Below are 20498 nucleotides of genomic sequence, written 5' to 3' on the forward strand. Positions count from 1 at the left end.
GAGAAGGTTTTCACACGGGTGGTCTCGGCGACGGGGGAATCGCATGGAAGCGGAGCGACTGATTTCGGCGGGCCGGAGCGCGCTGGCGGAGAGCCGGGGAGTGCCGGCCGTCATGGCGGAGGCCTGGCAGGCCCAGGCACTCGCCCGGGCGGTCGGCGGGCAGCTGGCGAGATACGGACCGGCGGAGTTACGGACTGAGGCCCGCGGGCTCGGCGAGACCTGCGCTCTGGGTAGCGCCGTGCTCGACCACCCGATGGTTCCGGCTGGAGGTGTGCGGGCATCGCAGCTCACCGAAGTGGCGGACGTACCACAGGCGTTGGATGCCCTGGCGCTGCTTCTCGGTGAGGCGGGCATCGCGCTGGTGGGCGTCGCCTGCGGCACGGAGGAGGAAGCGCTCTACTGGCAGTGCATCGAGGCGATAGACGCCGTCGACGAATCGGTGGACCGAATCCACGGCATGCTGAGACGGCTTGCCGAGCAGGAGCGGGAACAGGAGCGCGAGCACGAGGCGCACAGGGAGCACGACGGGCCGTTCGGCGTGATCCATGGACCGGCGGGGTTCGTCGCCGGCCAGCCCTGAGGCGGGCGGCCGGTGTGCCCCGGCCGCCCGGGCTCGGAGAAGAGGGCAGGGGACAGGGCACGGTGGTCTCGAAGGTGCAGGATGGAGGCATGGATCTTCGAATCTTCACCGAGCCCCAGCAAGGGGCGAGCTACGACACTCTGCTCACCGTCGCCAAGGCCACCGAGGACCTGGGCTTCGACGCCTTCTACCGGTCGGACCACTACCTGCACATGGGCTCCGGGGACGGTCTGCCCGGTCCGACCGACGCGTGGATCACCCTGGCAGGCCTGGCCCGTGAGACCAAGCGGATCCGCCTCGGCACGCTGATGACAGCGGGCACCTTCCGTCTGCCCGGGGTGCTCGCCATCCAGGTCGCCCAGGTCGACCAGATGTCCGGCGGCCGGGTCGAGCTGGGCTTGGGCGCCGGCTGGTTCGAGGAGGAGCACAAGGCGTACGGCATCCCGTTCCCCAAGGAGAAGTTCGGCCGGCTGGAGGAGCAGCTGGCGATCGTCACCGGCCTGTGGAACACCGAGACGGGTAAGACCTTCAGCTACGACGGGACGTACTACCAGCTCACCGACTCGCCCGCGCTGCCGAAGCCCGCCCAGGCGAAGGTGCCGGTCCTGATCGGCGGCCACGGCGCGGTCCGTACCCCGCGACTGGCCGCGCGGTACGCGGACGAGTTCAACATGCCCTTCGCGTCGGTCGAGGACAGCGAGAAGCAGTTCGGCCGCGTCAGGGACGCGGCCGTGACGGCAGGCCGGGCCCCTGACGACCTTGTCTATTCCAATGCCCTGGTGGTCTGCGTCGGGAAGAACGACGCGGAGGTGGCGCGGCGCGCGTCCGCGATCGGACGGGAGGTCGAGGAGATCAAGGCGAACGGGCTGGCGGGCACGCCCGACGAGGTGGTCGAGAAGATCGGCCGCTTCGCCGCCATCGGCTCGTCCCGGATATACCTCCAGGTGCTGGACCTGGATGACCTGGACCATCTGGAACTGATCTCGTCGCAAATCCAGTCGCAGCTGGGCTGACGGGAACCGCTCGACCCCGCGGGACCGCACGAACGCGGGACCGACCGGAATCAGCCGACATCGAAGGAGCACCCGTGCACTCCGCCCGGACACCGGCCGTCCCGCCCCGCCGTACGCTCGGCGACGCGCTCGCCGCGGGGACCGTGTTGCTGGACGGAGGGCTCTCCAACCAGCTGGAGGCGCAGGGCTGCGATCTGTCCGATGCCCTGTGGTCGGCGCGGCTGCTGAGTGATGCCCCTCAGCAGATCGAGGCCGCCCATACCGCCTATGCGCGGGCGGGTGCGCAGGTGCTCATCACCGCCAGCTATCAGGCGACCTTCGAAGGGTTCGCGCGGCGCGGGATCGGACGGGCCCGCGCGGCGGAGCTGATGGCCGGCAGCGTGGAGGCGGCGCGCCGGGCGGGAGCGGTGGCGGGGCGGGAGCTCTGGGTCGCCGCCTCGGTCGGACCGTACGGGGCGATGCTCGCGGACGGCAGCGAGTACCGCGGCCGGTACGGACTGACCGTTCGTGAGCTGGCGCGCTTCCACCGGCCACGGGCGGAGGCGCTGGCCGCGGCGGACCCCGATGTGCTGGCCCTGGAGACGGTGCCGGACATCGACGAGGCCGAGGCCCTGCTGCGCGTGGTCCAGGACCTCGGGGTGCCGGTCTGGCTCTCGTACAGCGTGGCGGGAGACCGGACCAGGGCCGGGCAGCCCCTTGCGGAGGCGTTCGGGCTCGTCGCCGGTATCGATCAGGTGGTGGCCGTCGGGATCAACTGCTGCGATCCCGTTGACGCGGACCGTGCGGTGGAGGTGGCGGCCGCGGCGACCGGCAAGCCCGTCGTCGTCTATCCGAACAGCGGAGAGGAGTGGGACGCCGACGGCCGGGACTGGACCGGGAGGGGCACATTCGAACCGGGCAGGGTGCGGGACTGGCAGCGGGCGGGCGCACGGCTGGTCGGCGGCTGCTGCCGGATCGGCCCGTCCGAAATCGCGGCGCTGGCAGAGCGAATGGAGTCGAGGGAAGAGTGAAATTGCCTGGTAGGGGACGGTCAGCCGGACCATACTCGGACGTGTGTTCCTGACTATCAGCACGACCGGCACCCTTGAGCGTCCCGCCACCGATCTCGGTTACCTGCTGCACAAGCATCCCGACAAGGCGCAGACGTTCTCGACCTCGTACGGCACCGCTCACGTCTTCTACCCCGAGGCATCCGCGGAACGCTGTACCGCGGCGCTGCTGCTCGAGGTGGATCCGGTGGCGCTGGTCAGGCGCGGCAAGGGCAGGGGCCGGGGCGGAGCCCCCGACGCGGCGCTCGCGCAGTACGTCAACGACCGTCCGTACGCGGCGTCGTCGCTGCTCTCGGTCGCGATGACGACGGTGTTCAAGTCCGCGCTGAGCGGGACGTGCCGGGCAATGCCCGAGCGGGCGCAGGAGTCGCTTCCGCTGCGGATCGAGGTGCCCGCGCTGCCCGCACGCGGTGGCGCGGAGCTGGTGGACAAGCTCTTCACGCCGCTCGGCTGGACACGGGTGGACGCCGTGGCCGTACCGCTGGACGAGCAGTTCCCGGAGTGGGGCGACTCGCGTTACGTACGGCTGGTGCTGGAGGGGGAGCTGCTGCTCGCGGACGCCCTGCGTCAGCTGTATGTGCTGCTGCCGGTGCTCGACGACGCCAAGCATTACTGGGTCGCACCCGACGAGGTGGACAAGCTCCTCCGGGCCGGTGAGGGCTGGCTGGCCGGGCACCCCGAGCAGAAGCTGATCACCAGTCGTTACCTCTCCCGTCGCTGGGGGCTCACGCGGCAGGCGATGGAGCGGCTCGAGCTGGTGCGGCTGGCGGAGTCGGACGACCTGGAGGTGGAGAGCGTCGACAACGCGGTGGACGAGACCACCGACACGGAGGAGAAGCCCGTCCCGCTCGCAGAGCAGCGCCGTGAGGCGATCCTGGAGGCACTGTCCGCCTCGGGCGCGACGCGGGTGCTCGACCTGGGCTGCGGGCAGGGCCAGTTGGTGCAGGCACTGCTCAAGGACGTGCGCTTCACGGAGATCATCGGGGTCGATGTGTCGATGCGGGCCCTGGCCGTCGCCGCGCGCCGGCTGAAGCTGGACCGCATGGGAGAGCGGCAGGCCGGGCGGGTCACCCTCCGCCAGGGCGCGCTCACCTATACCGACAAGCAGCTGAAGGGCTACGACGCCGCCGTGCTGAGCGAGGTGATCGAGCACCTCGACCTGCCGCGGCTCCCCGCCCTGGAGTACGCGGTGTTCGGCTCCGCGCGGCCGCGGACCGTGCTGGTGACGACGCCCAACGTCGAGTACAACGTCCGCTGGGAGACGCTCCCCGCCGGGCACGTACGCCACGGCGACCACCGCTTCGAGTGGACCAGGGAGGAATTCCGGGACTGGGCGGGGCAGGTGGCCGGACGCCACGGTTACACGGTGGCGTTCGTGCCCGTGGGGCCGGAGGACCCCGAGGTGGGGCCGCCGACACAGATGGCCGTGTTCACCATGACCGCCGCCCAGGAGACGACGAAGGAGGCGAAGGCCGCATGACCAGTACCTCACGCACGCTGCCGGTGACCGACCTGTCCCTCGTCGTGCTCATCGGCGCCAGCGGATCGGGCAAGTCCACCTTCGCGCGCAAGCACTTCAAGCCGACCGAGATCGTCTCCTCGGACTTCTGCCGGGGCCTCGTCGCCGACGACGAGAACGACCAGAGCGCCAGCCGGGACGCCTTCGACGTCCTCCGCTACATCGCGGGCAAGCGCCTGGCCGCGGGCCGGCTCACCGTCGTCGACGCCACCAACGTGCAGGCGGAGAGCCGCGCACAGCTCGTCCAGCTGGCCCGGCAGCACGACGTGCTGCCCATCGCCGTCGTGCTGGACCTTCCGGAGGAGCTCTGCCAGGCGCGCAATGCCACCCGCCCCGACCGCGCCGGCATGCCCCGCCATGTCGTACAGCGCCACCGCCGTGAGCTGCGCCGCTCGCTGCGCGGCCTGGAGCGCGAAGGCTTCCGCAAGGTGCACGTCCTGCGCACCGAGGAGGAGGCCGACACCGCCGAAGTCGTCCTGGAGCGCCGCTACAACGACCTGCGGCACCTCACTGGCCCCTTCGACATCATCGGCGACATCCACGGCTGCAGCTCCGAGCTGGACACCCTGCTCGACACGCTGGGCTACAAGGACGGATCCCACCCCGAGGGGCGTACCGCTGTGTTCGTGGGCGACCTCGTGGACCGTGGCCCCGACAGCCCTGGTGTGCTGCGCCGCGTCATGTCCATGGTGGCGTCGGGCGACGCGCTGTGCGTCCCCGGCAACCACGAGAACAAGCTCGGCCGTTACCTCAAGGGACGCAAGGTCCAGCACAGCCACGGTCTCGCGGAGACCGTCGAGCAGCTGGAGCGGGAGGACGCCGAGCATCCCGAATTCCGCAAGCAGGTCGCGGAGTTCATCGACGGACTGGTCAGCCACTACGTCCTGGACGAGGGCAAGCTGGTCGTCTGCCACGCGGGGCTGCCCGAGAAGTACCACGGGCGCACATCCGGGCGGGTCCGGTCGCACGCGCTGTACGGGGACACGACCGGCGAGACCGACGAGTTCGGCCTGCCCGTGCGCTACCCGTGGGCCGAGGAGTACCGGGGCAGTGCCGCGGTGGTCTACGGCCACACACCGGTGCCCACCGCCTCCTGGGTGAACAACACCCTCTGCCTGGACACCGGGGCGGTCTTCGGAGGGAAGATGACCGCACTGCGCTGGCCGGAGCGCGAGATCGTGGACGTACCGGCCGAGCGCGTCTGGTACGAGCCGGTGAAGCCGCTGACCACCGAGGCCCCCGGAGGCCGGGAGGGCCGGCCGCTCGACCTCGCCGATGTGCAGGGCCGCCGCATCGTGGAGACCCGGCACATGGGCCGTGTCGCGGTGCGCGAGGAGAACGCGGCGGCGGCGCTCGAGGTCATGAGCCGTTTCGCCGTCGACCCCAGGCTGCTCACCTACCTCCCGCCGACCATGGCCCCCACCGCCACCTCCCACGAGGAGGGCTTCCTGGAGCATCCGGCCGAAGCCTTCGCGCAGTACCGCGCGGACGGCGTCACCAAGGTCGTCTGCCAGGAGAAGCACATGGGCTCGCGCGCGGTGGCGCTGGTCTGCCGCGACGCCGGCACCGCACGCGAGCGCTTCGGCGTCGGGGACACCTCCCACGCCTTCGGCTGGGCGGGAGCCCCCACCGGCGCCCTGCACACCCGCACCGGGCGCCCTTTCCTGGACGACACGGCACTCACCGAGGTCATCCTCGGCCGGCTGCGCGCGGCCGTCACCGCCGCCGGACTCTGGGAAGAGTGGAACACCGACTGGGTGGTGCTCGACGCCGAGCTGATGCCCTGGTCCCTCAAGGCCGCCGGGCTCCTGCGCTCGCAGTACGCGGCGGTGGGCGCCGCCTCCGGCGCGGTCCTGCCCGTGGCGGAGGACGCCCTGGCCGCGGCGGCTGTGCGAGGTGTCGATGTCGGGGGCCTCGCCGCCCGTCAGCGGGGGCGCGCCGCGGACGCCGCCGCCTTCACGGAGGCCTACCGCCGCTACTGCTGGAGCACCGAAGGGCTCGACGGCGTCCGGCTCGCGCCGTTCCAGATCCTCGCGGTACAGGGCCGTTCGCTCGCCTCCGTACCGCACGACGAGCAGCTGGCGTGGCTGGACCGCCTCGTCGAGCACGACCCGACCGGTCTGCTCCAGGTCACCCGGCGCCTCGTCGTCGACACGGGTGACGAGGCCTCCGTGCGCTCCGGCATCGACTGGTGGCTGGAGATGACCGGCCGCGGCGGGGAGGGCATGGTCGTCAAGCCGCTCGGAGCCCTCGTCCGGGACGCGAAAAGCAGGCTCGTCCAGCCGGGCATCAAGGTGCGAGGCCGGGAGTACCTGCGGATCGTCTACGGTCCCGAGTACACCCGGCCGGAGAATCTGGAGCGGCTGCGTTCGCGCTTCCTCGGCCACAAGCGGTCGCTGGCCCTGCGGGAGTACGCGCTAGGCCTCGAGGCGCTCGACCGGCTGGCCGACGGGGAGCCGCTGTGGCGGATCCACGAGCCGGTCTTCGCGGTGCTCGCCCTGGAGTCGGAGCCCGTCGACCCGCGGCTGTAGGACGGCCCGACCCAAATCCGGGTGCGGTTCGCAGGGTGAACGGCGCCCCGCGCGGTGAGGATGAAGACATGGGATTCCATGTCGATTCCGAGGCCGGGCGGCTGCGCCGCGTCATCCTGCACCGCCCCGATCTGGAGCTGAAGCGGCTCACCCCCAGCAACAAGGACGCGCTCCTGTTCGACGACGTGCTGTGGGTGCGCCGAGCCAGGGAGGAGCACGACGGTTTCGCCGATGTGCTGCGTGACCGGGGTGTGGAGGTGCATTTCTTCGGCGAGCTGCTCCGGGAGGCCCTGGACATCCCGGTGGCGAGGCGGCTCGTCCTCGACCGGGTCTTCGCGGAGAAGGAGTACGGCCCGCTCGCCACCGAGCATCTGCGCGCCGCCTTCGACGAGCTGCCCACCGCCGAGCTGGCCGAGGCCCTGGTCGGCGGGATGACGAAGCGGGAGTTCCTGGAGCGGCACGCCGAACCGACCTCCGTCCGCTTCCACGTCATGGATCTGGACGACTTCCTGCTCAGCCCCCTGCCCAACCACATCTTCACCCGCGACACCTCCGCCTGGATATACGACGGCGTGTCCATCAACGCGATGCGCTGGCCCGCCAGACAGCGCGAGACCGTGCACTTCGAAGCGATCTACCGGCACCATCCCCTCTTCACCGGACCCGAGGCGGGTGTCTTCCACCACTGGTCGGAGGGGCAGGACGACTATCCGTCCACCATCGAGGGCGGCGACGTCCTCGTCATCGGCCGGGGCGCCGTCCTGATCGGGATGAGTGAACGCACCACCCCCCAGGCCGTGGAGATGCTGGCCAGAGGGCTCTTCGACGCTGGTTCGGCCCGGACGATCGTGGCGCTCGACATGCCCAAGCGCCGGGCGTTCATGCACCTCGACACGGTGATGACGATGATCGACGGGGACACCTTCACCAAGTACGCCGGGCTCGGCATGCTCCGTTCCTACACGATCGAGCCCGGCGCCGGGCCACGTGAACTGAAGGTCACCGATCACCCGCCGGAGCACATGCACCGGGCCATCGCGGACGCGCTCGGCCTTGACACGATCCGGGTGCTCACCGCCACCCAGGACGTGCACGCCGCCGAGCGGGAGCAGTGGGACGACGGCTGCAACGTGCTGGCCGTGGAGCCCGGTGTCGTCATCGCGTACGAGCGCAACGCCACCACCAACACCTACCTGCGCAAGGAAGGCATGGAGGTGATCGAGATCCGGGGCAGTGAGCTGGGGCGGGGCCGGGGCGGCCCGCGCTGCATGAGCTGCCCCGTGGTGCGCGATCCCGTGTGAGACGGAGGGCCGGGACGAGAGGAGGCGCGGGGCTCCACGCCTCCTCTCTGTATAGCAATACGGGGTCTCGTATAGACTTCCAGGACGCTTGTCCGCATGCCCTCAGCACGACCCAGGAGCAGTCACCATGGCCATAGACCTCACAGGCCGCCATTTCCTCAAGGAGCTGGACTTCACGGCCGAGGAGTTCCGCGGCCTGATCGCTCTGTCCGCCGAGCTCAAGGCCGCGAAGAAGGCGGGCGAGGAGGTGCAGCGGCTGCGCGGGAAGAACATCGCGCTGATCTTCGAAAAGACCTCGACGCGGACCCGCTGCGCGTTCGAGGTGGCCGCCGCCGATCAGGGGGCGGCCACGACGTACCTCGACCCTTCCGGCTCCCAGATGGGACACAAGGAGTCGGTGAAGGACACCGCCCGGGTGCTCGGCCGGATGTTCGACGGTATCGAGTACCGGGGCGACAGCCAGCAGGCCGTCGAGGAGCTGGCGGAGTACGGCGGTGTGCCGGTCTTCAACGGACTCACCGACGACTGGCACCCCACCCAGATGCTCGCCGACGTCCTCACGATGACCGAGCACAGTGCGAAGCCCCTGGAGGAGATCACCTTCGCCTACCTGGGTGACGCCCGCTTCAACATGGGCAACTCCTACCTCGTCACCGGGGCCTTGCTCGGCATGGACGTCCGCATCGTCGCCCCTGCCGCCTACTGGCCGGTGCAGGAGGTCGTGGACCGGGCTCGAGCGCTCGCGGAGTCCAGCGGTGCGCGCATCACCCTCACCGAGGACGTCACCGAGGGTGTCCGGGGGGCGGACTTCGTCGTCACCGACGTCTGGGTCTCCATGGGTGAGCCCAAAGAGGTCTGGGACGAGCGCATCGCCTCCCTCGCGCCCTATTCCGTGACCATGGACGTCCTGCGTGCCACGGGCAACGAGGACGTGAAGTTCCTGCACTGCCTTCCGGCGTTCCACGACCTCGGCACGAAGGTGGGCAGGGAGATCCACGAGCGGCACGGTCTGTCGGAGCTGGAGGTCACCGACGAGGTCTTCGAGTCCCCCCACTCGGTCGTCTTCGACGAGGCCGAGAACCGGATGCACACGATCAAGGCGGTGCTCGTCGCCACACTGGCAGCCGACGCACAGGCTGGATGAAGCGGACCACGTGAAACAGATTGCATGAACATGCACCCGATCGGGTTAACATGCGTGCAAGTGGCTACGATGGTGCTACTTGGTGGGGTTCGGGCTCGCGCGTCCGGACCCCTTTTCATGTGCCCGGTCCGGAGCGCATGCCAGGTGCGAGCCCCCCACGGCTCATTCCCCCGCACCACAGGAGAAGAGACCCCGCCCCCCATGAGACCCGCCTCCCGCACCCCACAAGTCTCCTCGCGCACCCCGAGGGCGCGCATCAAGAGCCCCGATCTGCTGCTCGCCGAGTCCGGAGCCGACCTGGAAGGGCACGGCCTGCGGCGCACCATGGGGCTGTTCCAGCTCGTGTGCTTCGGAGTCGGGGCCATTGTCGGCACCGGGATCTTCGTCGGGCTGTCCGACAGCGTCGCCGAGGCGGGCCCCGCCGTGGTGGTGTCGTTCGTCCTCGCCGCCGTCACCTGTATCTTCACCGCCTTCTCCTTCGCCGAGCTGGGCGGCGCCATCCCCGTATCCGGCAGTTCCTACTCCTTCGCGTACGCCACGCTCGGGGAACGGGTCGCGTTCCTCGTCGGCTGGTGCCTGTTGCTGGAGTACGGCGTCTCGGTCTCCGCCGTCGCGGTCGGGTGGAGCCAGTACGTCAACGAACTGCTGGACAGCCTCATCGGCTGGAACCTGCCGGCGGCGCTCTCCTCCGGACCCGGCGACGGCGGTGTGATCAACCTTCCGGCGGTCGTCGTGGTCATGATGGCGGCCACCCTGCTGGTGCGCGGGATCAGGGAGAGCGCGGGGGCCACGGCGGCGATGGCGGTGCTGAAGATCGGCATTCTCGTCGCTTTCTGCGTGATCGCCTTCACCGCGTTCCAGGACGGTCACCTCTCGCCCTTCGCCCCGCACGGCGTGGCCGGGGTCACCGCCGGAGCGTCGGTGGCGTTCTTCTCGTACATCGGCTTCGACGCCGTCACCACCGCCGGGGAGGAGGTCAAGGACCCCCGCCGGAACATCCCGATCGCCATCCTGATCTGCATCGGCGTGGTCACGCTGCTCTACTGCGCCGTCGCCCTCGGGGCCATCGGGGCGCTGGGCGCGGACGCCGTGTCCGACAAGCCGGCCGCGCTCTCGCTCGTCGTCGACAAGGTCACCGAGTCGAGCGTCGGTGGAGGGATCATCGCCTTCGGCGCGGTCGTCGCCATCGCATCCGTCGTCCTCGCGGTGATGTACGGGCAGACCCGGATTTTGATGTCGATGTCCCGCGACGGGCTGATTCCCCGGGTGTTCGAACGGGTGTCGCCGAAGACGCACACGCCGGTCGCCAACACATGGATCGTGGCCGTCGTCTTCGCTGTCCCGGCCGCGTTCTCGTCCCTCGACGTCGTCGTGAACCTGACGACCATCGGCACGCTCGCCACCATGGCGGTGGTCAATGTCGCCGTCATCGCGCTGCGTCGCCGCAACCCGGAGCTGAAGCGTTCCTTCCGGGTGCCGCTCCACCCGCTCAGCCCGATCCTGGGCGTCGGCTTCTGTCTGTACCTGATGTACGGGACGGGCTGGACGACCTGGGTGCAGTTCGTGGTCTTCCTGGTGGTGGGAGCCCTGGTGTACGCGGGGTACAGCCGCAGCCGCTCCCGGCTCGTCAGCCCCGGGGAGCCCCAGGACCAGGCGGCGTCAGGCCCGAGCGCAGGGTGAACCAGACCGCCTTGCCGTGTTCGGTGGGGCGGTGACCGCAGGCGGAGCTGAGTGCGCGTATCAGGAGCAGCCCCCGGCCGTGTTCCTGCCACGGGTCCGGCGTACTGCCGGGCAGCAGGCGGGAGAGGCCGCCGGGCGGCCCCGGGTCGTGGTCGTGGACCTCTACCTGGCAGCCGGACGCCAGGAGCTCGACCACCAGCTCGATCGGCCCGGAGCCGTCGGTGTGCTCCACGGCGTTGGCGACCAGCTCGGCGGTCAGCAGCTCGGCGGTGTCGCTGTCCGCGGGCGCGTCGAGGTCCGCCAGCGCCGTACGGATGAGGGCGCGGGCGATCGGTACCGCGGCAGTGGAGTGCGGCAGGGCGATACGCCAGGAGGGGGGCGGGGGCGAGGGGACGTCGGGCAGCAAAGGGAGAGTTTCCGTTCAGGAGCGAGACATCCGGCGGGGGACTTTCGTTCCGGGGCGGCTGCGCCCGGGACTGCGTCCTCCGTCACCGGAGGGTACGGGGTCTGTACCAGGACTTCCTGCGCACAACCATACGAAGCCCGACGCCCCAGACATAGGGGTAGCCGACGGGTACAAAAGGGACCTTCGACACAGTGGGGTGCCACTTATCGCGCACTCGTGACGGAAGTCACAGATGGGTGATAGCTTCGAAGGGCATCAGCAGCAGCCCGACGGCTGGAGGGGACCCTTCCATGAGCCCGTTCACCGGCTCCGCCGCGCGCACGGAGCGCTGGCGGCATCTGCGCCTGACGACGGACGACGGTGTGGCCACCGTCACGCTCGCCCGCCCCGAGAAGCTCAACGCACTCACCTTCGGCGCCTACGCGGACCTGCGCGATCTTCTCGCCGAGCTCTCCCGTGTACGCTCCGTGCGTGCCCTCGTGCTCGCCGGTGAAGGGCGCGGGTTCTGCTCCGGCGGTGATGTCGACGAGATCATCGGCGCCACGCTCGCGATGGACACCGCACAGCTCCTGGACTTCAACAGGATGACCGGACAGGTCGTACGGGCCCTGCGGGAGTGCCCCTTCCCCGTCATCGCCGCCGTCCACGGCGTGGCCGCCGGAGCCGGCGCGGTCCTCGCCCTGGCCGCCGACTTCCGGGTCGCAGCCCCGTCCGCGCGCTTCGCCTTTCTCTTCACCGCCGTCGGCCTGTCCGGCGGCGACATGGGTGCCGCCTACCTCCTGCCCCGCGTCGTCGGCCTCGGCCACGCCACCCGGATCCTCATGCTCGGCGAACCCGTCCGCGCCCCCGAGGCCGAGCGCATCGGGCTGATCAGCGAGCTGACCGGCGAGGGGGAGGCCGACACCCGCGCCGCCGCTCTGGCCAGGCGGCTCGCCGACGGGCCCGCGCTGGCCCTCGCCCGGACGAAGGCGCTGCTCACCGCTGAGCTCGACATGCCGCTCGCCGCATCCGTGGAGATGGACGCCGCCACCCAGGCCCTCCTGATGAACGGTGAGGACTACGCCGAGTTCCACGCGGCCTTCACCGAGAAGCGGCCGCCGAAGTGGCGGGGCAGGTAGCGCGATGCCCTCCTCGGACACGGGGCGGATCGCGGTCATCGGCGGCGGACCCGGCGGGCTCTACGCCGCCGCGCTCCTCAAACGGCTGGACCCCGGCCGCGAGATCACCGTATGGGAGCGCAACGCCCCCGACGACACCTTCGGCTTCGGCGTGGTCCTCTCCGACGAGACGCTCGGCGGCATCGAGCATGCCGACCCCGTCGTGTACCGGGCGCTGAGCGAAGCGTTCGTCCGCTGGGACACCATCGACGTCGTATACCGGGGTGCCACACAGACCTCCGGCGGCCACGGCTTCGCCGCGCTGAGCCGCCGTACGCTGCTGCGCATCCTGCACGAGCGCTGCGCATCCCTCGGTGTGCGGCTTCGCTTCCGGACCGCGGCGCCGCCCGCCGCCGAGCTCGCGGCCGGCCACGACCTGGTCATCGCCGCCGACGGTGTGCACAGCGCCACCCGCGAGGCCTATGCCCGCCACTTCCGCCCCACGGTCACCGAACACCGCAACCGCTACATCTGGCTCGCAGTGGACTTCGCGCTCGACGCGTTCCGCTTCGAGGTCGCCGAGACCGAACACGGCGTGATGCAGCTGCACGCCTATCCCTTCTCCCGCCCGTCGCCCGCCCACCACTCCTCGACGAGGCCCTTCGGGACGCCGAACGAATGCGGCGCCTCCACCGTCATCGTCGAGATGCGCGAAGAGGTCTGGCGCGCCGCCGGCCTCGACACCTGCGGCACCGCCGAGTCCGCCGAACGCTGTGCCACCGTGTTCGCCGAGGCCCTCGGAGGCCGACCGCTGCGCTCCAACAAGTCCTCCTGGCTCACCTTCGTCACCGTCACCAACGCGCACTGGTCACACGGCAACACGGTGCTTGTCGGCGACGCCGCCCACACCGCCCACTTCTCCATCGGCTCCGGCACCAAGCTCGCCGTCGAGGACGCCCTCGCCCTGGCCGCCTGCGTCGAGGAACAGCCCGACCTGCCCACCGCCGTCGCCGCGTACGAGGCCGAGCGCCGCCCCGTCGTCCTGTCCACCCAGCGCGCCGCCGCGGCCAGCCTGCGCTGGTTCGAGGAACTCCCGCGTTACACCGACCAGCCGCCCCGGCGGTTCGCCTTCAACCTGCTCACCCGCAGCCGCCGCGTCACACACGACAACCTGAGGCTGCGTGATCCCGGCTTCACCGAGGCGGTCGAGGAGGAGTTCGGCTGCCCGCCCGGCACCCCGCCGATGTTCACCCCGCTGCGGCTGCGGGGGCTGGAACTCCGCAACCGTGTCGTCGTCTCGCCCATGGACATGTACTCCGCCGTCGACGGCATGCCCGGCGACTTCCACCTCGTCCATCTCGGCGCCCGCGCGCTCGGCGGCGCAGGGCTCGTCATGACCGAGATGGTCTGCGTGAGCCCCGAAGGCCGCATCACCCCCGGCTGCACCGGACTGTGGACCGATGAACAGGCCGATGCCTGGACCAGGATCACGCACTTCGTCCATGACTCCGCCCCCGGCGCAGCGATCGGCGTCCAGCTGGGCCACTCCGGCCGTAAGGGCTCCACCCGGTTGATGTGGGAGGGCATCGACCAGCCGCTGGACCAGGGCAACTGGCCGGTCAGCGCCGCGTCGCCCGTCCCGTACGCCCACGGGGTCAACCAGATCCCGCAGGAGCTGGACCGGGCGGGGATGGACGCGGTCCGCGACCTGTTCACGGAGGCCGCCCGGCGGGCCGCCCGCTGCGGATTCGACCTGCTCGAACTGCACTGCGCCCACGGGTACCTGCTCTCCGGTTTCCTCTCCCCGCTCACCAACCTGCGCACCGACGCCTACGGCGGCCCCCTGGAGAACCGGCTCCGCTTCCCCCTGGAGGTCCTCGACGCGGTCCGCGCCGTATGGCCCGCTGACCGGCCCATGACCGTGCGGATATCCGCCACGGACTGGGCGCCGGGCGGCACGAGCGACGAGGACGCCCTGGCGGTCGCCCGCGCCTTCGCCGCCCACGGCGCGGACGCCATCGACGTCTCCACCGGCCAGGTCGTCCCCGGGGAACGCCCCGAGTACGGCCGCTCGTACCAGACGCCGTACGCCGACCGGATCCGCAACGCCCTGGACGTACCCGTCATCGCCGTCGGCGCCATCTCCTCCTGGGACGACGTCAATTCGCTGTTGCTCGCCGGCCGCGCAGACCTCTGCGCCCTGGCCCGCCCTCATCTGTACGACCCGCACTGGACGCTGCACGCGGCGGCCGAGCAGGGTTACGCCGGGCCGGGCATCTCCTGGCCGCTCCCGTACCGCGCGGGCAGCCGGACTCCGCCGACCGGCCGCACCGACGGTCCCAGGCCCCGGCTCACGCTGAACTGAGCGTCAGGCACTCGTGGCAGCGGCACGGGCTGGGATGAGCCATGGCCCAGTGCGTGGTGCGGTACTCGAGGGACAGCCGGCCGAGGAGAGCCGCGACCTCTTCGGCGTCCTGACGGCTCGTCCAGCAGCCGCCCACGCCCGCCTCCTCGCACAGCCGCAGCACGGTCGGGCTGTGGACCGGAACGGCCCGGAAGGTGTGCAGATCGCGCGTCGACATGTCGATCGTGATGTACGTGCCGGTGTGGCGCCCGCGTCCGATCGTCGTCAGCTGCTCGTGCGCCGTCCCCGCGTAGGTCTCGATCACGTACACCTTGGAGCCGCCCCGGTAGGACTTGGTGCCGGGCCGCAGTTCCTGGCCGCCCTCGCCGTAGCGCCGCCACCGCACGACGTTCGCGGCGACCAGCCACACCTGCTCGGCCGGTGCGGACCCGGCCCCGGCCGTCACTCGGGCTCCGCGGTGATCACCAACCGGTCGCCGACGGCTTCGTAACCGATGCGCCGGTACACGCCGTTGCTCGTCGGATTCGCGAGGTCCGTGAAGAGCAGCACCTCCCCGGCGCCCTCCTCCCGCGCCACCCGGCTCACCTCCGCCGTCACCGCCGCCGCGTAGCCCCGGCCCCGGTGCTCCGGCGGTGTGTAGACGTGCGCCACCCGCACCGTGTCCGCGATCCTGCGCGATACGCCCGCCATCGACACCGGCTTCCCGTCCGCCTCCCAGAGCGTCAGCCCGCCGTGCGCCGTGCGCTCGTCCACGATCCGCTCGGCCCGGTCGCCCGACTGGCCGGTCTCCGCACCGAAGGCGCGGATCCGGTCGACCAGCAGCGGCCGGTCGGCCGGGGTGGCGGTCCGGGGCCGGCCTGCCGGCGCGGGGGAGGGCGGCACCAAGGTGCCCAGCCGGTACAGCCGGTGCTCCTCGTCGACCCGGTGGCGTGGCCAACGGGCAGCCAGGGCCCGTGCGGTGTCGCGGTCCGCGTTGACGCCCGGCAGCGGCAGCGCGTCGGCCAGGGCACCGACCGCCTCGGCGGACGCCGTTCCCAGGAGCGGCAGGAAGGGTGGCGTGCGCACCAGCGCCCCGGCGACCTCGCCGTCCGCCCCGCGCCACCAGCCCAGCACCGGCGGCTCCACGCCGTACGCCTGTGGCCCGCTGTCCCGCAGCGTGGCGGTGACGGTCAGCAGCAGGGTGTTCTCGGCGGGCCGGGCGGCCAGGGACGCTCCGGCCGCGTCCAGGAAGGCGTCGACGTCATCGGTGAAGGTCCAGGTCATGCTTCATCCTGTCGCTCGCATGGCCTCGGGTCACCCCGATTTCTGCGGGAGGATCAGGGACTTTCCCCGACGAACCGGGCTCCCGCGTCGCGCAGTCGGCCGTGCAGCAGCCCGAACACCTCTGCCGAGCGCCCGCCCGGCCAGTCCTTCGGCAGCAGTTCCCCGGGCAGCCCCGGGTCCGCGTACGGCAGCCGGCGCCAGGCGTCCAGCGCGCGGAGGTAGTCCCGGTAGGCCTCCTCGGGATCGGGCGCGGCCCCTTCGGCCCGTTCCTCCCAGGACCGCAGCACCGGCTCCTGCTGCTCCAGGAAGTCGAGGTGGAGCCGGGCGATCGCGCCCAGGTCCCACCAGCGCGCCACGGACTCCTGCGTCGCGGCGAAGCCGAGGTGTTCCCCGCGGAACAGGTCGACGTACGGCGCGAGTCCGAGTCGTTCCAGGGTGTGCCGCGTCTCCTCGTGCAGTCCGGCGGGAGCGATCCACACCCCGGGCGCCGCCGTGCCGAAGCCGAGCCGGCCGAGCCGGGAGCGCAACAGGTGGCGCTTGTGGCGTTCGGCCTCCGGCACGGAGAAGACGGCGAGCACCCAGCCGTCGCCGGGCCGGGGAGCCGGCCGACGGTAGATCCGCCGGTCGCCGTCGTCCAGCAGCTGGCGGGCGTCGGACGACAGTGCGTATCCGGCCGCCCCGTCCGCCGTACGGGCGGGCACGAGCAGCCCGCGGCGCTTGAGCCGGGAGACGGACGAACGCACCGACGGCGCGTCGACCTCGACCGCGTGCAGCAGCCGGATCAGCTCGGACACCGCCAGCGGGGCGTTGCCGGGATGACGGCCGTACGCGCCGTAAAGGGTGACGATCAGGGAACGGGGAGTGTGCTCGGCCACGTGATCACTCTAGGGCGGCGGTGCCACGCAGCAGGAATCGCTGGAGTTTTCCGGTCGCGGTCCTCGGAAGCGCGGGCAGGAATGCGATGGCACGCGGACATTTGTGCGGCGCCAGTTCGGCCTTCATATGGGTGCGCAGGTCGTCGGCCGACAGCAGCGCGCCTTCCCGCGGCACGACGTACGCGGCCACGATCTGACCTCGCAGCTCGTCGGCCCGGCCCACCACCGCGGCCTCGGCCACGTCGGGGTGGCGCAGCAGCGCCTCCTCGACCTCGGGGCCGGCGATGTTGTACCCGGCGGAGACGATCATGTCGTCGGCGCGGGCGACATAGCGGAAGTAGCCGTCGGGCTCGCGGACACAGGTGTCGCCGGTGATGTTCCAGCCGTGGCGTACGTACACCCGCTGGCGTTCGTCGGCGAGGTACCGGCAGCCGACCGGACCGCGCACGGCCAGCAGACCAGGTTCGCCGTCGGGCAGCTCCTCGCCGTCCTCGTCCACCACGCGCGCCTGCCAGCCGGGCACGGGGACGCCGGTGGTACCGGGCCGGACCGCCCTGCCGGCGGCGGAAATGAAGATGTGCAGCAGCTCGGTGGTCCCGATGCCGTTGATGATGCGCAGCCCCGTCCGCTCGTACCAGGCCCGCCATGTCGCGGCGGGGAGGTTCTCCCCGGCCGAGACGCAGCGGCGCAGCGTGGACAGGTCATGGCCTTCGAGTGCTTCGAGCATCACGCGGTACGCGGTCGGCGCGGTGAACAGGACGGAGACCCGGTGGGCGGCGAGCGCGGGCAGCAGCTGCTTGGGGCCGGCCTGTTCCAGCAGCAGGGCCGAGGCGCCGGCCCGCAGCGGGAAGATCACCAGCCCGCCCAGCCCGAAGGTGAATCCGAGCGGCGGGCTTCCCGTGAACACGTCGTCGGGGCCCGGCCGCAGGACGTGCCGGGCGAAGGTGTCGGCGACGGCCAGCACATCGCGGTGGGCGTGCATGCAGCCCTTGGGCCGCCCGGTGGTGCCCGAGGTGAACGCGATGAGGGCGATGTCGTCGGCGGCGGTGTCCACCGCACGGTAGGGCCCCGGCCGGGCAGCCGCGAGCTCTGTCAGGTCGTCGGCGGAGCCGCCCCCGTACGTGGTGATGTGCAGCCCGGGTACCTCGGCCCTGGCCAGGTCGTCGACCGACCTGCTGTCGCACAGGGCGTGGCCGACGCGGGCGATGGAGCAGATCGTGGCGAGTTCCGCCGCCCGCTGCTGGGCCAGCACCGTCACGGCGATCGCCCCTGCCTTCATCACGGCGAGCCAACAGGCCGCGAGCCAGGGCGTGGTAGGGCCGCGCAGCAGTACGCGGTTGCCGGGGACGACGCCCAGATCGTGGCTGAGTACGTGGGCGATGCGGTCCACCCGGTCCCGCAGTTCGCCGTAGCTCCAGACGTCGCCGTCGGCGCTCCGGAAGGCGGGGCGCTCGGGGCCGAAGCGGTCGGCGGTGCGGTCGAGCAGTTCGTGTCCGCAGTTCAGCCGGTCCGGGTAGGCCAGTTCGGGGAGGTCGAAGACCAGCTCGGGCCGGTCCTCGGCGGGCGGGAGATGGTCGCGCGCGAAGGTGTCGGTGTGCGCGCTCGCGGTGCCTGACGGCTTCATGAAGCATCGCCCCCTTGTCGCCCTCGGAGCGTATCGTTTGGTTGACGGTAGTCAACGGTCCGCGATAAGTCGTGACAAGAGAGGCGCCGGTATGACGGCATTCTCCCTCGATCCCGGTCAAACAGCCTGGTGCGACGAGCTGTACACCCTCGCCCGCGACGAGCTGCGCCCCCTTGCGGAGAAGGGCGAGCCCGGCCATGTCAACCGCCCGCTCGTCACCGCGCTCGGCGGCCTCGGGCTCCTCGACCGGCTGCTCGGCTCCGGCGCCCTCGATCTCTGCCTGATGCGCGAGTCGCTGGCGCGCGGCTGCACCGAGGCGGAGACCGCGCTCGCCCTCCAGGGCCTCGGAGCCGGGCCGGTCCGCCGGGCGGGCACCGCGGCCCAGCGCGCGCGGTGGCTGCCCGAGGTGCGCGCGGGCCGCGCCGTGGCCGCCTTCGCGCTCAGTGAGCCGGGCGCCGGATCCGACGCGGCGGCCCTCGCCCTCGCCGCACGGCCCGCGCCCGGCGGGGGCGGCTGGCGGCTCACCGGCGAGAAGTGCTGGATCTCCAACGCCCCCGAAGCCGACTTCTACACCGTCTTCGCGCGGTCGGGGGAGGGCGACGGAGCCCGCGGTGTCACCGCGTTCCTCGTGCCCGCCGACCGTCCCGGGCTCACCGGAGCGCCCCTGACCATGCTCTCCCCGCACCCCATCGGGGCGCTGGACTTCGACGACGTGCCGGTGACCGCCGAGGACGTGCTGGGCGAGCCCGGCCGGGGGTTCCGGGTCGCCATGGACACCCTGAACCTCTTCCGGCCCAGTGTCGGGGCGTTCGCCGTCGGCATGGCGCGCGCCGCGCTCGACGCCACCCTGGACCACACGGCCCACCGCACCGCCTTCGGAGCCCCGCTCAAGGACCTGCAGGCCGTCTCGCACCAGGTCGCGGAGATGGCGACCCGCACCGAGGCCGCCCGGCTCCTGGTGTACGCGGCCGCCGCCGCCCACGACGCGGGGGAGCCGGGCGTGCCCCGGCGCGCCGCCATGGCCAAGCTGTACGCCACCGAGACCGCGCAGTACGTCGTCGACGCGGCCGTCCAGATGCACGGCGCCCGCGCTCTGCGACGGGGCCATCTGCTCGAACATCTCTACCGGGAGGTCCGCGCGCCCCGGATCTACGAGGGCGCCACCGAGGTGCAGCGCACCATCATCGCCAAGGAGCTGTACGCGACACAGGAGACACCCGCATGAATCCGATCACCCGGATCAACCCCGCCGAACTCGCCCCGCCCACCGGCTTCTCGCACGCCGTCACCGCCACCGGCGGCCGGCTGGTCTTCCTGGCAGGCCAGACCGCACTGGACGGCGAAGGGAAGGTCGTCGGCTCCACCCTGCCTGAACAGTTCGAGACGGCCCTGGGGAATCTGCTCACCGCCCTGCGCGCCGCGGGCGGTGCCCCGGCCGCCCTGGCGAGGGTCACCGTCTACGCCACCGATGTGGCCGACTACCGTGCCCACGCCTCCGAACTGGGCGCCGTCTGGCGGAGGCTGGCGGGGCGTGAGTATCCGGCCATGGCGGTCGTCGGGGCGGTCCGGCTCTGGGACGAGCAGGCCATGGTCGAGCTCGACGGCATCGCCGTGCTGGACTGAGGCCGCACGCGAAGGGGCGGCGCGGTTGTGCGTACCGCCCCCGGTCACCGTGGGGTGCCGATCAGTACGGCTCGACGTGGGCGGCGCCCGGCCTCCCGACCTTCAGGAGCTCGTCCTCCGCAGGAGTCGTCGCGCTGCCCGTCTCCTCATCAGGAGTGCGCGCGAAGGGTTCTGCACGAACATCGCGCGAGAACGGCGGCGGTCCTCGCACGCGGCGAGTGCCGCCGCGACGTCACCGGCGAAATGTCGGAGATGCTTGCTGTGCCCAAGTAGCGGTGTGTACGTTCCGGAGTGAGAGTGGAGACGCACGCACAGGTTCCACGCCATGCCGGGAGGTGGCGGCTGTGACCGGCGGACGGCCTCCGGGCGCCGTGAACAGATCCCCTGAGGGTGATGGCCTCACCATGTCCGACGATGCGCACAGCCGC

At 71.4% G+C, this 20498-nt stretch carries 17 protein-coding genes; 12 read left to right on the forward strand and 5 right to left on the reverse strand.

The features are described from left to right. Positions 1 to 43: 43 nt before the first annotated feature. From ACWD04_RS17955 to ACWD04_RS17990, 8 genes are all read left to right on the forward strand, one after another. Complete coding sequence (locus tag ACWD04_RS17955) at positions 44 to 580, forward strand: DUF6099 family protein (protein ID WP_451132936.1); 537 nt, start codon at positions 44 to 46, stop codon at positions 578 to 580. Positions 581 to 669: 89 nt separating this feature from the next. Further along, positions 670 to 1593 (forward strand): LLM class F420-dependent oxidoreductase, encoded by a 924-nt coding sequence (locus ACWD04_RS17960; protein ID WP_451132938.1) that lies wholly within the window; start codon positions 670 to 672, stop codon positions 1591 to 1593. A 74-nt stretch (positions 1594 to 1667) separates the two neighbouring features. Continuing rightward, positions 1668 to 2603: a homocysteine S-methyltransferase gene (gene mmuM, locus ACWD04_RS17965; RefSeq protein ID WP_451132940.1), complete on the forward strand. Its 936-nt coding sequence runs from the start codon at positions 1668 to 1670 to the stop codon at positions 2601 to 2603. A 43-nt stretch (positions 2604 to 2646) separates the two neighbouring features. Further along, positions 2647 to 4122 carry a 3' terminal RNA ribose 2'-O-methyltransferase Hen1 gene (locus tag ACWD04_RS17970; RefSeq protein ID WP_451132942.1) on the forward strand — a complete coding sequence of 492 codons (1476 nt, stop codon included), beginning with the start codon at positions 2647 to 2649 and terminating at the stop codon, positions 4120 to 4122. Then, positions 4119 to 6692: a polynucleotide kinase-phosphatase gene (locus ACWD04_RS17975; RefSeq protein ID WP_451132944.1), complete on the forward strand. Its 2574-nt coding sequence runs from the start codon at positions 4119 to 4121 to the stop codon at positions 6690 to 6692. Before ACWD04_RS17970 ends, ACWD04_RS17975 begins: the two co-directional genes overlap by 4 nt. A 68-nt stretch (positions 6693 to 6760) precedes the next feature. Further along, positions 6761 to 7993, forward strand: coding sequence for an arginine deiminase (locus tag ACWD04_RS17980; protein WP_451132946.1), 1233 nt, complete (start codon positions 6761 to 6763; stop codon positions 7991 to 7993). Positions 7994 to 8120: 127 nt separating this feature from the next. Then, a complete protein-coding gene (argF, locus tag ACWD04_RS17985) occupies positions 8121 to 9137 on the forward strand; it encodes an ornithine carbamoyltransferase (RefSeq protein ID WP_451132948.1) in 1017 nt (338 codons plus the stop codon). Between the two features lie 201 nt (positions 9138 to 9338). After that, entirely contained in the window at positions 9339 to 10817 is a 1479-nt protein-coding gene (locus tag ACWD04_RS17990; RefSeq protein ID WP_451132950.1) for an amino acid permease, read from the forward strand. On the opposite strand, the gene ACWD04_RS17995 is transcribed toward ACWD04_RS17990, so the two are convergent. Next, on the reverse strand, positions 10765 to 11223 hold the full coding sequence (locus ACWD04_RS17995) for an ATP-binding protein (protein ID WP_451132952.1): 459 nt from the start codon (positions 11221 to 11223) through the stop codon (positions 10765 to 10767). The genes ACWD04_RS17990 and ACWD04_RS17995 overlap by 53 nt on opposite strands. Positions 11224 to 11513: 290 nt before the next feature. Between ACWD04_RS17995 and ACWD04_RS18000 the strand changes: the two genes are divergently transcribed. Both ACWD04_RS18000 and ACWD04_RS18005 read left to right on the forward strand, forming a co-directional pair. Beyond that, a complete protein-coding gene (locus tag ACWD04_RS18000; RefSeq protein ID WP_451132954.1) occupies positions 11514 to 12341 on the forward strand; it encodes an enoyl-CoA hydratase family protein in 828 nt (275 codons plus the stop codon). Positions 12342 to 12345: 4 nt separating this feature from the next. Beyond that, positions 12346 to 14685 carry a bifunctional salicylyl-CoA 5-hydroxylase/oxidoreductase gene (locus ACWD04_RS18005; protein WP_451132956.1) on the forward strand — a complete coding sequence of 780 codons (2340 nt, stop codon included), beginning with the start codon at positions 12346 to 12348 and terminating at the stop codon, positions 14683 to 14685. Here the strand turns inward: ACWD04_RS18005 and ACWD04_RS18010 are convergent. From ACWD04_RS18010 to ACWD04_RS18025, 4 genes are read right to left on the reverse strand one after another with little or no spacing between them, the layout of a single operon-like run. Next, complete coding sequence (locus ACWD04_RS18010) at positions 14672 to 15130, reverse strand: hypothetical protein (protein ID WP_451132958.1); 459 nt, start codon at positions 15128 to 15130, stop codon at positions 14672 to 14674. The two genes, ACWD04_RS18005 and ACWD04_RS18010, sit on opposite strands and share 14 nt — an antisense overlap. Continuing rightward, entirely contained in the window at positions 15127 to 15948 is an 822-nt protein-coding gene (locus ACWD04_RS18015; RefSeq protein ID WP_451132960.1) for a GNAT family N-acetyltransferase, read from the reverse strand. Before ACWD04_RS18015 ends, ACWD04_RS18010 begins: the two co-directional genes overlap by 4 nt. 53 nt (positions 15949 to 16001) lie before the next feature. Next, positions 16002 to 16823 carry a PaaX family transcriptional regulator gene (locus ACWD04_RS18020; protein ID WP_451132962.1) on the reverse strand — a complete coding sequence of 274 codons (822 nt, stop codon included), beginning with the start codon at positions 16821 to 16823 and terminating at the stop codon, positions 16002 to 16004. A gap of 4 nt (positions 16824 to 16827) precedes the next feature. Continuing rightward, positions 16828 to 18447 carry an AMP-binding protein gene (locus ACWD04_RS18025; protein WP_451132964.1) on the reverse strand — a complete coding sequence of 540 codons (1620 nt, stop codon included), beginning with the start codon at positions 18445 to 18447 and terminating at the stop codon, positions 16828 to 16830. A 91-nt stretch (positions 18448 to 18538) separates the two neighbouring features. On the opposite strand from ACWD04_RS18025, the gene ACWD04_RS18030 reads away from it, so the two are divergent. Beyond that, positions 18539 to 19672 carry an acyl-CoA dehydrogenase family protein gene (locus ACWD04_RS18030; protein WP_451132966.1) on the forward strand — a complete coding sequence of 378 codons (1134 nt, stop codon included), beginning with the start codon at positions 18539 to 18541 and terminating at the stop codon, positions 19670 to 19672. Then, complete coding sequence (locus tag ACWD04_RS18035) at positions 19669 to 20070, forward strand: RidA family protein (protein ID WP_451132968.1); 402 nt, start codon at positions 19669 to 19671, stop codon at positions 20068 to 20070. The genes ACWD04_RS18030 and ACWD04_RS18035 overlap by 4 nt, the downstream gene beginning before the upstream one ends. Positions 20071 to 20498 lie beyond the last annotated feature (428 nt).

It is taken from the genome of Streptomyces sp. NPDC002911 (assembly GCF_053591835.1).

What these genes read in the sequence shown, in the direction of transcription:
- ACWD04_RS17955 (WP_451132936.1), top strand. Translation starts at nt 44, where the DNA reads ATGGAAGCGGAGCGACTGATTTCGGCGGGCCGGAGCGCGCTGGCGGAG.
- ACWD04_RS17960 (WP_451132938.1), top strand. Translation starts at nt 670, where the DNA reads ATGGATCTTCGAATCTTCACCGAGCCCCAGCAAGGGGCGAGCTACGAC.
- ACWD04_RS17975 (WP_451132944.1), top strand. Translation starts at nt 4,119, where the DNA reads ATGACCAGTACCTCACGCACGCTGCCGGTGACCGACCTGTCCCTCGTC.
- ACWD04_RS17980 (WP_451132946.1), top strand. Translation starts at nt 6,761, where the DNA reads ATGGGATTCCATGTCGATTCCGAGGCCGGGCGGCTGCGCCGCGTCATC.
- argF (WP_451132948.1), top strand. Translation starts at nt 8,121, where the DNA reads ATGGCCATAGACCTCACAGGCCGCCATTTCCTCAAGGAGCTGGACTTC.
- ACWD04_RS17990 (WP_451132950.1), top strand. Translation starts at nt 9,339, where the DNA reads ATGAGACCCGCCTCCCGCACCCCACAAGTCTCCTCGCGCACCCCGAGG.
- ACWD04_RS18000 (WP_451132954.1), top strand. Translation starts at nt 11,514, where the DNA reads ATGAGCCCGTTCACCGGCTCCGCCGCGCGCACGGAGCGCTGGCGGCAT.
- ACWD04_RS18005 (WP_451132956.1), top strand. Translation starts at nt 12,346, where the DNA reads ATGCCCTCCTCGGACACGGGGCGGATCGCGGTCATCGGCGGCGGACCC.
- ACWD04_RS18015 (WP_451132960.1), bottom strand. Translation starts at nt 15,948, where the DNA reads ATGACCTGGACCTTCACCGATGACGTCGACGCCTTCCTGGACGCGGCC.
- ACWD04_RS18025 (WP_451132964.1), bottom strand. Translation starts at nt 18,447, where the DNA reads ATGAAGCCGTCAGGCACCGCGAGCGCGCACACCGACACCTTCGCGCGC.
- ACWD04_RS18030 (WP_451132966.1), top strand. Translation starts at nt 18,539, where the DNA reads ATGACGGCATTCTCCCTCGATCCCGGTCAAACAGCCTGGTGCGACGAG.
- ACWD04_RS18035 (WP_451132968.1), top strand. Translation starts at nt 19,669, where the DNA reads ATGAATCCGATCACCCGGATCAACCCCGCCGAACTCGCCCCGCCCACC.